This window comes from Hydrogenophaga sp. GW101-3F08 (assembly GCF_059424585.1).
Genome location: NZ_JBWKZP010000012.1, coordinates 131,922 through 142,274 on the forward strand (window position 1 = coordinate 131,922; position 10,353 = coordinate 142,274).

At 66.2% G+C, this 10,353-nt stretch carries 12 protein-coding genes, 3 tRNA genes and 1 pseudogene; 14 read left to right on the forward strand and 2 right to left on the reverse strand.

From position 1 onward, the window contains the following. Window positions 1-47: 47 nt before the first annotated feature. Window positions 48-449, reverse strand: coding sequence for a Co2+/Mg2+ efflux facilitator ApaG/CorD (gene apaG, locus AC07YZ_RS23270; RefSeq protein ID WP_226494601.1), 402 nt, complete (start codon window positions 447-449; stop codon window positions 48-50). Between the two features lie 89 nt (window positions 450-538). On the opposite strand from apaG, the gene rpe reads away from it, so the two are divergent. Both rpe and gph read left to right on the forward strand, forming a co-directional pair. Continuing rightward, window positions 539-1,219 carry a ribulose-phosphate 3-epimerase gene (rpe, locus tag AC07YZ_RS23275; RefSeq protein WP_494796528.1) on the forward strand — a complete coding sequence of 227 codons (681 nt, stop codon included), beginning with the start codon at window positions 539-541 and terminating at the stop codon, window positions 1,217-1,219. A 151-nt stretch (window positions 1,220-1,370) separates the two neighbouring features. Continuing rightward, window positions 1,371-2,021: a phosphoglycolate phosphatase gene (gph, locus tag AC07YZ_RS23280; protein ID WP_494796539.1), complete on the forward strand. Its 651-nt coding sequence runs from the start codon at window positions 1,371-1,373 to the stop codon at window positions 2,019-2,021. Window positions 2,022-2,150: 129 nt separating this feature from the next. Here the strand turns inward: gph and AC07YZ_RS23285 are convergent, their stop codons facing one another. Further along, window positions 2,151-2,762: a chalcone isomerase family protein gene (locus AC07YZ_RS23285; protein WP_494796529.1), complete on the reverse strand. Its 612-nt coding sequence runs from the start codon at window positions 2,760-2,762 to the stop codon at window positions 2,151-2,153. 407 nt (window positions 2,763-3,169) lie between these two features. Between AC07YZ_RS23285 and trpE the strand changes: the two genes are divergently transcribed. The 12 genes and pseudogenes from trpE to AC07YZ_RS23345 all read left to right on the forward strand — a co-directional run. After that, complete coding sequence (gene trpE, locus AC07YZ_RS23290; protein WP_494796530.1) at window positions 3,170-4,669, forward strand: anthranilate synthase component I; 1,500 nt, start codon at window positions 3,170-3,172, stop codon at window positions 4,667-4,669. A 5-nt stretch (window positions 4,670-4,674) separates the two neighbouring features. After that, window positions 4,675-5,268 carry an anthranilate synthase component II gene (locus AC07YZ_RS23295; protein ID WP_494796531.1) on the forward strand — a complete coding sequence of 198 codons (594 nt, stop codon included), beginning with the start codon at window positions 4,675-4,677 and terminating at the stop codon, window positions 5,266-5,268. Then, complete coding sequence (ltaE, locus tag AC07YZ_RS23300) at window positions 5,265-6,338, forward strand: low-specificity L-threonine aldolase (protein WP_226490182.1); 1,074 nt, start codon at window positions 5,265-5,267, stop codon at window positions 6,336-6,338. The genes AC07YZ_RS23295 and ltaE overlap by 4 nt, the downstream gene beginning before the upstream one ends. A 22-nt stretch (window positions 6,339-6,360) precedes the next feature. Beyond that, entirely contained in the window at window positions 6,361-7,017 is a 657-nt protein-coding gene (locus tag AC07YZ_RS23305; RefSeq protein ID WP_494796532.1) for a LysE family translocator, read from the forward strand. Window positions 7,018-7,032: 15 nt separating this feature from the next. Then, entirely contained in the window at window positions 7,033-8,100 is a 1,068-nt protein-coding gene (trpD, locus tag AC07YZ_RS23310) for an anthranilate phosphoribosyltransferase (protein ID WP_226490180.1), read from the forward strand. Window positions 8,101-8,111: 11 nt separating this feature from the next. Then, on the forward strand, window positions 8,112-8,255 hold the full coding sequence (locus AC07YZ_RS23315; RefSeq protein WP_226490179.1) for a hypothetical protein: 144 nt from the start codon (window positions 8,112-8,114) through the stop codon (window positions 8,253-8,255). Continuing rightward, a complete protein-coding gene (gene trpC, locus AC07YZ_RS23320; protein ID WP_494796533.1) occupies window positions 8,248-9,048 on the forward strand; it encodes an indole-3-glycerol phosphate synthase TrpC in 801 nt (266 codons plus the stop codon). Before AC07YZ_RS23315 ends, trpC begins: the two co-directional genes overlap by 8 nt. An 8-nt stretch (window positions 9,049-9,056) precedes the next feature. After that, window positions 9,057-9,803, forward strand: coding sequence for a uracil-DNA glycosylase (locus AC07YZ_RS23325; RefSeq protein WP_494796534.1), 747 nt, complete (start codon window positions 9,057-9,059; stop codon window positions 9,801-9,803). A gap of 61 nt (window positions 9,804-9,864) precedes the next feature. Continuing rightward, window positions 9,865-9,950 (forward strand) — tRNA-Tyr (locus AC07YZ_RS23330). A 75-nt stretch (window positions 9,951-10,025) separates the two neighbouring features. Continuing rightward, window positions 10,026-10,099 (forward strand) — tRNA-Gly (locus tag AC07YZ_RS23335). Between the two features lie 64 nt (window positions 10,100-10,163). Continuing rightward, window positions 10,164-10,238, forward strand: a tRNA-Thr gene (locus AC07YZ_RS23340). A 44-nt stretch (window positions 10,239-10,282) separates the two neighbouring features. Continuing rightward, window positions 10,283-10,353 (forward strand): annotated as a pseudogene (locus tag AC07YZ_RS23345) (GTP-binding protein); the annotation flags it as partial.

Sequence of the window (10,353 nt, forward strand, 5' to 3'; positions counted from 1 at the left end):
GCCTCGGCTCGGGAGGGGGAGCACGCCGCGCGCGCGGGCCAGCCGGCTCAATGCAGGACGCGCGCGGGGCCGTCGCCCGCGCCGGAGGCGTCGGCCTGGAGCGCGAACTCGGGCACCGGGGCCTCGAACCGTTCGCCGTCTTCCGCCACGCAGAAATAGCTGCCGCGCATGCTGCCCGAGGGCGTGCTCAGCCGCGTGCCGCTGGTGTACTGGAAGGACTCGCCGGGGCGCAGCAGCGGCTGGTTGCCCACCACGCCCAGGCCCTTGACCTCTTCGGTGTGGCCCTGCGCGTCGTCGATGATCCAGTGGCGCGCGATCAGCTGCGCCGTCACATCGCCGGTGTTGGTGATGGTGATGGTGTAGGCGAAGGCGTACAGGTCCTCCTCGGGCGCGGATTGCTCGCTGAGGTACTGGGGCTCGACCTCGCAGGTGAACTGGTATTTCGACATGAGCGGCATGTTACCGCGCCAGGGCGGCGCCTGCCGGGCCTGCGAAAATGCGGTGAATTGCCTTTCTTCACCCTTCCGCCGCCCTCCCCATGCCCACCCCCTACCGCATCGCCCCGTCCATCCTGGCCGCCGACTTCGCCCGTCTGGGCGAGGAAGTGAAAAACGTCATCGCCGCCGGCGCCGACTGGATCCATTTCGACGTCATGGACAACCACTACGTGCCCAACCTGACCTTCGGGCCCATGATCTGCCAGGCGCTGAAACCGCACGCCAAGACGCCCGACGGCACGCCGGTGCCGATCGACGTGCACCTGATGATCCAGCCGGTGGACGCACTCGCGGGCGCCTTCATCGACGCCGGGGCCGACCTGGTGAGCTTCCACCCCGACGCGAGCGCCCACGTGCACCGCAGCGTGCAGGCCATCAAGGCCCGGGGCTGCAAGGCCGGCCTCACCTTCAACCCGGCCGAGCCGCTGGACGTGCTGGACTGGACCATCGACGACATCGACCTGATCCTGATCATGAGCGTCAACCCCGGCTTCGGCGGCCAGAGCTTCATCGACTCCGCCCTGCGCAAGATCGAAGCCGCGCGCAAGCGCATCGAAGCCAGCGGGCGGGACATCCGGCTGGAGGTGGACGGCGGCATCAAGGCCGACAACATCCGCCGCGTGGCCGACGCGGGCGCCGACACCTTCGTGGCCGGCAGCGCGATCTTCGGCAAGCCCGACTACAAGGCCGTGATCGACCAGATGCGTGTGGCGCTGAAATAAGCCCCCGCGCCGCTTCGCGTCACCCCCTCGGGGCGATGCCTGTGGTCCGGCGAAGCCGGTTCCACGGCATCCTGGGTTTGGACACTTTCTCCGGAGCAGTCTCTTGAAACTTTCCGACATCCGGTCGGTCATCGTTGACCTGGACGGCACGATGGTGGACACGCTGGGCGACTTCGTGGTCGCGCTCAACCACACACTGGACGACCTGCGCCTGCCGCCGGTGGCGCGCGACCTGGTCGAGCGCACGGTGGGCAAGGGCTCGGAGCACCTGGTGCGCACGGTGCTGGCGCACCAGCTGGCCCTGCCCGAGGTCATCGCGTCCGACGCGGTGGCCCTGAGCTGGCCGCGCGACCAGGTGGACGAGCTGGCGCTGCAGCGCTACCAGCACCACTACCTGTTCGTCAACGGGCAACACGCGGGCGTGTACCCCGGTGTCGAAGAGGGCCTGCAGCGCCTGCGGGCGTCCGGGCGGACGCTGGCCTGCCTGACCAACAAACCGCTGGCGTTTGCGCAGGCGCTGCTGGAGATCAAAGGCCTGGCGGGCTACTTCTCCCAGGTGTTTGGCGGCGACAGCTTCGAGCGCAAGAAACCCGACCCGCTGCCGTTGCTGAAGACCTGCGAGGCCCTGGGAAGCACCCCGGCGCAGACCCTGATGGTGGGCGATTCGCAGAACGACGGCATCGCCGCACGCGCCGCGGGCTGCCCGGTGGCCCTGGTGACCTACGGCTACAACCATGGCGACCCCATCGCCGAGGCGCCGCACGATCTGCTGGTGGATTCGCTGACCGAGCTGCTGGACTGAGCGCGACCCGCGCGGCGGCGGAGCGTGGGGGCAAGGGCCGCAGCGCAGGGCCGCCCCAAGCAAGGCCGTATCCCCTCGGGGGGCAGCGACCCGCGCAGCGGCGGAGCGTGGGGGCGGCGGTGCCGTCCTCTATTTCTTCTTGCCCAGCAGTGCGTCCTTGAGCTGCCAGTCCGCCGGCTTGGGGCCGAGCCAGATGCGCATCAGCGCGTTGAAGAACTCGGGCTCCTTGAACGGCTCACCCTCGACCTTGCCCTTGACCGTGAGCACCGTGCCGGTGCCCGGAATCCAGTCCAGCACGAAAGTCTCGCCTTCCTTGAGCTTCTTGTGGTCGCTGAACACCTGGCTCATGCGCATCACGCCGGGAATCAGCTTGGAAAAGGCGCTGCGCTCCATGTTGTCTTCCATGCCGCGAGAGAACAGCTTGCCGAGCTCGGTCGAATCGATTTCGCGCAGCATGGTGATGGTCATGCGCTTGGGGCCGGGCGCTGCCAGCACTTCATCGGGTGTGCTCGCTTTCTGGCTCAGGTACAGCCCGGCGGTGTAGACCTTGAACACCGCCTTGTAGCGCACGCCAGCGCCGTTGAGCTGCAGCGAGCTGCCCGCCAGACTCACCCGGTCTTCCAGCGTGACGCCGCTGAGTTCGACCGTGGCCGCCTCGGCCTGCAGCGTCCCCAGACAGAGACACAGCCCCAACAACGGGCCGGCCACGGAACGCACGATGCGGCGAGGGGGGTATTTCATGGCGAGGGCTTCCACACGGAGGGTGTTGAAAAAAGAACGACCGTTCTAAAAAAGCATTTTCATCACCCCCATGGCCGAACGCAACAGGGTTTCACCGGAGAACCCGGGGACGGGCCGCATTTGCCCGGCCGGGAGCTGAACAGCTTTGCTACACTTTGGCCCCATGTTCAACACACGCACATCCCTCACGGGCAATCTGCCGAGCCGCAAGGGCCGGGGAGCCTGGCCCTGGCGCAAGCCAGCGTAAACGTGCACCTCCCCCCGGGGTGCGCGGGTCCCGGTCCGGCCTTTCGGCCCCCCGCCTGCGCCACCCCACTCCTCGAACCCGGCAGGCCTGCTGACCGGGCGCCTCAAAAACACGGTTCCATTCGCTGCGACGCAGCAGGGGGCCGATGGAGTGTCTGAACATGATCACCGAACTCGAATTCAAGAGCCTCGCGCAACAGGGCTACAACCGCATCCCGCTCATGGTCGAGGCCTTCGCGGACCTCGAAACCCCGCTCTCGCTGTACCTCAAGCTGGCGCACGGCCGGGGCGATGGCCAACACAGCTTCCTGCTCGAATCCGTCGTCGGCGGCGAGCGCTTCGGCCGCTACAGCTTCATCGGCCTGCCCGCGCGCACGCTGTTGCGTGCCAGCGGTTTCGGCGCTGAGGCCAAAACCGAGGTGGTGCGCGACGGCACCGTGGTCGAGACGAACCATGGCAATCCGCTCGATTTCATCGCGGCCTACCAGCAGCGCTTCAAGGTGGCGCTGCGCCCGGGCCTGCCGCGTTTCTGTGGCGGCCTGGCCGGCTACTTCGGCTACGACGCGGTGCGCTACATCGAAAAGAAGCTGGAAAACACCTGCCCGCCCGACACCCTGGGCTGCCCAGACATCCTGCTGTTGCAGTGCGAGGAACTGGCCGTCATCGACAACCTCTCGGGCAAGCTCTATCTGATCGTCTACGCCGACCCGGCCGCCCCCGAGGCCTACGCCAACGCCAAGAAGCGTGTGCGCGAACTGAAAGAGGCGCTGAAATATTCGGTGAGCGCACCCGTCGTCAAACCCAGCCAGGGCCATCCGGCCGAGCGCGATTTCGCCAAGGCCGACTACATCGCCGCGGTGGAGCGCGCCAAGGAACTGATCGCCGGCGGCGACTTCATGCAGGTGCAGGTGGGCCAGCGCATCAGGAAGCGCTACACCGAGTCGCCGCTCTCGCTCTACCGCGCGCTGCGTTCGCTCAACCCGTCGCCGTACATGTACTACTACCACTTTGGCGACTTCCACGTGGTGGGGGCCTCGCCGGAGATCCTGGTGCGGCAGGAGCAGGTGGACGAGGGCCAGAAGGTCATCATCCGGCCGCTCGCCGGCACCCGACCACGCGGCGCCACGCCCGAGAAAGACAAGGCCACTGAGATCGAGCTGGTGAACGACCCGAAGGAGCGCGCCGAGCACGTGATGCTGATCGATCTCGCGCGCAACGACATCGGCCGCATCGCCAAGATCGGCTCGGTGAAAGTGACCGAAGCCTTTGCGGTGGAGCGCTACAGCCACGTGATGCACATCGTGAGCAACGTCGAAGGCACGCTGGTGGACGGTATGACCAACATGGACGTGCTCAAGGCCACCTTCCCGGCCGGCACGCTGACCGGCGCGCCCAAGGTGCACGCCATGGAGCTGATCGACCAGCTGGAGCCCACCAAGCGCGGCCTCTACGGCGGCGCCTGTGGTTACCTCAGCTACGCCGGTGACATGGACGTGGCCATCGCCATCCGCACCGGCATCATCAAGGACCAGACCTTGTACGTTCAGGCCGCGGCCGGCGTGGTGGCGGATTCCATTCCCGAGATGGAATGGAGGGAAACCGAACACAAGGCCCGTGCGCTGCTGCGTGCGGCGGAACTGGTGGAAGAAGGCCTGGAGTGAACACCATGAGCAAACCTATTCAACTCCTGATGGTCGACAACTACGACTCCTTCACCTACAACATCGTGCAGTACTTCGGTGAACTCGGCGCCGACGTGACCGTGGTGCGCAACGATGAGATCACGGTCGACGAGATCCAGCGCCGTGTGGACGCGGGGCAGGTCAACCGCCTCGTGATCTCGCCCGGCCCCTGCTCGCCGGCCGAAGCCGGCATCTCGGTGGCAGCGATCCAGCACTTCGCCGGCAAGCTGCCCATCCTCGGCGTGTGCCTGGGCCACCAGAGCATCGGCGCGGCCTTTGGCGGCAAGATCATCCGGGCACAGGAGCTGATGCACGGCAAGACCAGCGTCATCACCACCACGCAGGAAGGTGTGTTCGCGAACCTGCCGGAGCGGTTCATCGTCAACCGCTACCACTCGCTGGCGATTGAGCGCGAGAGCTGCCCCGACTGCCTGAAGGTCACGGCTTGGACGCCCGACGGCGAGATCATGGGCGTGAAGCACAAGACCCTGGCCATCGAAGGCGTGCAGTTCCACCCGGAGAGCATCCTCACCGAGCATGGACACGCCATGCTCAAGAACTTTTTAGAGCAAGCATGAAAATCGTTGATCTCAGAAGCGACACCGTCACGCAACCGACCGCCGCCATGCGCGCGGCCATGATGGCCGCCCCGTTGGGCGACGACGTGTTCGGTGACGACCCCACGGTCAACGCGCTGCAGGAGCGCATCGCGGCCCTCACCGGCAAGGAAGCCGCGCTCTTCATGCCCTCGGGCACGCAGAGCAACCTCTGCGGCATCCTGGCGCACTGTGGCCGGGGTGACGAATACATCGTGGGCCAACTGGCCCACACCTACCGCTACGAGGGCGGCGGTGCCGCGGTCTTCGGCAGCGTGCAGCCGCAGCCGCTGACGCAGGATCCGCAGGGCCGCATGGCGTTGGCCGACATCGCTGCCGCCATCAAGCCGGACGACCCGCATTTCGCGCGCACCCGCCTGCTGTGTCTGGAAAATACCTGGAACGGCCATGTGATGCCCGACGACTACCTGCAGGGGGCGACGCAACTGGCGCGCGCGCACGGGCTGGCCACGCATCTGGACGGCGCGCGGGTGTTCAACGCCTCCGTCGCCTCGGCCGCGACGGGGCAGGGCGCCTTCGATCGCCTGCGCGAGATCGCCGATCAGTTCGACAGCCTCTCGGTCTGCTTCAGCAAGGGCCTGGGTGCACCGGTGGGCTCCGCGCTGTGTGGTTCGCAGGCGCTGATCCAGAGCGCCCGCCGCATCCGCAAGATGGCCGGCGGCGGCCTGCGTCAGGCCGGGCTGCTGGCCGCCTGCGCCTTGCACGCGCTGGACCACCATGTGGACCGGCTCGCCGACGACCACGCCAACGCCCGCAGACTGGCCGATGGCCTGCGCGGGATCGACGGCCTGACGGTGAAGTCGGCCCAGACCAACATCGTCTTTGTCGACGTGGCCGATGGCCGTGGCCCGGCGCTGCTGGATTTTCTGAAAGCGAACGGCGTGCTCGCCACCGGTCTGATCGGCCTGCGTTTCGTGACCCACCTGGACGTGGACGCGGCTGGCATCGATCACACCATCGCCACGGTGCGTCGCTTCTTTGCCGAGGCGCCTGCAGGTGAGGCGAGCGCCTCTCGCTCCGGCCCTTACTGACCTCCCTCCGCAGGAGAGCACCATGCCCGACACCTCGCAACTCCTGCTGTTCATCGCCGCGGGTTGGCTGCTCAACCTCACGCCCGGCCCCGATGTGCTGTACGTCGTCACGCACTCGCTGCGCAGCGGGGCGCGTGCGGGCATCGTGGCCGGACTCGGTATCACGGCGGGCTGTTTCGTTCACATCGTTGCGGCGGCCTTGGGCGTGGGCGCCTTGTTGGCGGCATCGGCCACGGCCTTCAACCTGCTCAAGTGGGCCGGTGCGGCGTATCTGCTGTATGTGGGCGTGAAGCTGCTGCGCTCGCGGGCGAGCGGCGGCCCGCTGGACGCCGATACCCTGACGGGTGCGCCGCTGGTGTCCGTCGATCTGCGACGCGTGTTCAGCGGGGGCTTCTGGACCAACGTGCTCAACCCCAAAGTGGCCATCTTTTTCCTGGCCTTCGTGCCGCAGTTCATCGCCCCCAACGTCGAGCACACGACCTGGGTGTTTCTGGCGCTGGGCACGCTGTTCAATGTCAACGCCATTCCCGTCAACATCGGCTGGGCGCTGGCCGCCGCCTGGATGGCCCGTCGCGCCCGCGCCGTGCAGCGCACCATGCACTGGCTGGACCGCGCCGCGGGTGTCATGTTCGTCGGCTTTGGCCTCAAACTGGCCATGTCGGACAATCCTTCACGCTAAGTTCTGGAGACACCCATGCCCCACAGCCACAAGATCACCCCGCAGGAAGCCCTGCAGCGCACCATCGAGCACCGCGAAATCTTCCACGACGAGATGCTGCACCTGATGCGCCTGATCATGAGCGGTGAGATGTCGCCGGTCATGATGGCCGCGCTCATCACCGGCCTGCGCGTGAAGAAGGAGACCATCGGCGAGATCACCGCGGCCGCGCAGGTGATGCGCGAGTTCTCCACCAAGGTGAACGTGGCCGACAAGACGCACCTGGTGGACATCGTGGGCACCGGCGGCGACGGCTCGCATACCTTCAACATCTCCACCTGCTCCATGTTCGTGGCCGCGGCCGCGGGCGCCAAGGTCAGCAAGCACGGTGGGCGCAGCGTGTCCAGCAAGAGCGGCAGCGCCGATGTGCTGGAGAGCCTGGGCGTCAACATCAACCTGCCGCCCGATGCCATCGCGCGCTGTATTGAGGAGGTGGGCGTGGGTTTCATGTTCGCGCCCAACCACCATCCGGCCATGAAGAACGTGGCGCCGGTGCGCCGCGAGCTGGGCATCAAGACCATCTTCAACATCCTCGGGCCGCTCACCAACCCCGCCTCGGCGCCGAACATTCTCATGGGCGTGTTCCACCCCGATCTGGTGGGCATCCAGGTGCGTGCGTTGCAGCGCCTGGGCGCCGACCATGCCGTGGTGGTCTATGGCCGCGATGGCATGGACGAGGTCTCGCTGGGCGCCGCCACCATGGTGGGGGAGCTGAAGAACGGCGAGATCACCGAATACGAAATCCACCCCGAGGACTTTGGCCTCACCATGGCGAGCAGCCGCGCGCTGCGCGTGGAGACGCCCGAAGACTCCAAGGCCATGCTGCTGGGCGTGCTGGACCGCCGCGATGAGCCTGCGCTCAAGGCGGCGCGCGACATCGTGGCGCTCAACGCCGGCGCGGCGCTGTACGCTGCCAACGTCTGCGACGACATGGGGCAGGGCATTGCCCTGGCACGGCGCACCATCGAATCGGGCGCCGCGGCCGCCAAGCTGGCCGAGTTGCAGGCCTTTACCCAGACCGCGACCGCCGGCACCGGCCCCTGAAGGAGCGGCATATGCCCGTCTGGTTGCAGAATGAAGGCGCCTGGATCGCCATTGGCGTCTCGCTGCTGTTCATCGTGGCCGGTGTGGTGATGCACCGGGTCATCAAGAAGGTGCTGCAGGCGCCCCCACCCCAGGAAAACGAAACCCATGAGTGACATCCTCAACAAGATCGTGGCCGTCAAGCACGAGGAAATCGCCGCCGCGCGCCAGAAGAAGCCGCTGGACGTGGTGCGCTTCGACGCCGAAAGCCGGGTGCTGACGCGCGACTTCGAGGGCGCGCTGCGCGCCAAGATCGCCGCAAGCCAGGCCGCGGTGATCGCCGAAATCAAGAAGGCCAGCCCGAGCAAGGGCGTGTTGCGCGAAGAGTTCATCCCGGCCGACATTGCCCAGAGCTACGCCGAAGGCAACGGCAAGGTCAGCGCCGCCTGCCTGTCGGTGTTGACCGACCGCCAGTTTTTCCAGGGCAGCGCCGACTACCTGAAGCAGGCCCGCGCCAGCTGCGACCTGCCGGTGCTGCGCAAGGACTTCATGGTGGACCCGTACCAGATCTACGAAGCCCGCGCCATGGGGGCCGATGCCATCCTGCTGATCGCGGCCTGCCTGGACGACGCGCAGATGGCCGATCTGGAAGCGCTGGCGCAGGGGCTGAACATGGCGGTGCTGGTCGAGGTGCACGACCGCGACGAACTGCAGCGTGCGCTCAAGCTCAGAACCCCGCTGGTGGGCATCAACAACCGCAACCTGCGCAACTTTGAAGTCACGCTGCAGACCACGCTGGACATGCTGCCCGATGTGCCGGCTGACCGCCTGCTGGTCACCGAGTCGGGCATCCTGGGGCGTGAGGATGTGATGAAAATGCGCGCCGCCGGCGTGCACGCCTTCCTGGTTGGCGAGGCCTTCATGCGGGCGCCCGAACCGGGTCTGGCGCTGGCCGAGCTGTTTGCCTGAGCTACGCGATGCAAGGCGCGCTGGATTGGGGTGACTCCGGGGTTGTCGTGGGCGATTCGGCTCGGCAATTGCTGTTGGCCGATCCGGTGCGCTGGCCGGTTTCGGCCGACTGGTCGCCCCTGGTCGACGACTTCTGGATGTCATCCACAGGACAGGGCTTGCTGGGCTTTTTGCGCCAGCGCCTGGCCTTGGGGGCTCTCATCTACCCGCCGCGACCGCTGAGGGCGCTGGAGCTGACGCCGCTTGCGCAGGTCCGGGTCGTGATTCTGGGCCAGGACCCCTACCACGGCCCTGACCAGGCCGAGGGGTTGGCGTTTTCCGTGCCTCCGGGTGTGAAGATTCCGCCCAGCCTGCGCAATATGTTCAAGGAACTGCAGCGCGATCTGGGGCTGCCGGCGCCCACCCATGGTTCGCTGGTGCGCTGGGCACAACAAGGGGTGCTGCTGCTCAACACCTGCCTGACGGTGGAAGACGGTCAACCCGCCAGCCATGCCGGGCAGGGCTGGGAGGTTCTTACCGACGCGGTCATCCGTCGTTGCAGCGAGTCCGGGCTGCCCAAGGTGTTTCTGCTCTGGGGCGCACACGCCCAGAAGAGGCGGGGTCTGATCGATGGGGACCGCCACTTGATGCTGTCTGCCAACCACCCTTCGCCTTTGTCCGCCAGCCGGGGCCCCGTACCGTTCATCGGATCCGGCCATTTTGGTGCCGTGAACCGCTGGCTGACCGCCCAAGGCGGACCGGCGATTGATTGGTGAACAGCGAACAATGTTGCTGACATAGGCCAAAAAACCGTGGCATAATGCTGGGCTGCGCTATGGAGGGGTGGCCGAGTGGTTAAAGGCAGCAGACTGTAAATCTGCCCGCTTACGCGTACGCTGGTTCGAATCCAGCCCCCTCCACCAGCAACGGATGTGATGCAAGAGCGATTGGGATGTCGCGTTCAAAGTGTTTCAGGCCAAGAGGTCTGGTTCCTTTGGGCGGGAGTAGTTCAATGGTAGAACCCCAGCCTTCCAAGCTGATGACGCGGGTTCGATTCCCGTCTCCCGCTCCAGATTGCTTCGGTTGTTGATGGTGCGAACAGTTTTCTGAGATGTCCGGGTTGTCTGGGTGTCTTGGCCCTTGTGGCTCAGTGGTAGAGCACTCCCTTGGTAAGGGAGAGGTCGCGGGTCCGATTCCCGCCAAGGGCACCATATTTGTTCTGGTGTTTCGGCAATTTTGATTTTGGAGCTGAAAAATGGCAAAAGAGAAATTTGAGCGGACCAAGCCGCACGTGAACGTGGGCACCATTGGTCACGTTGACCACGG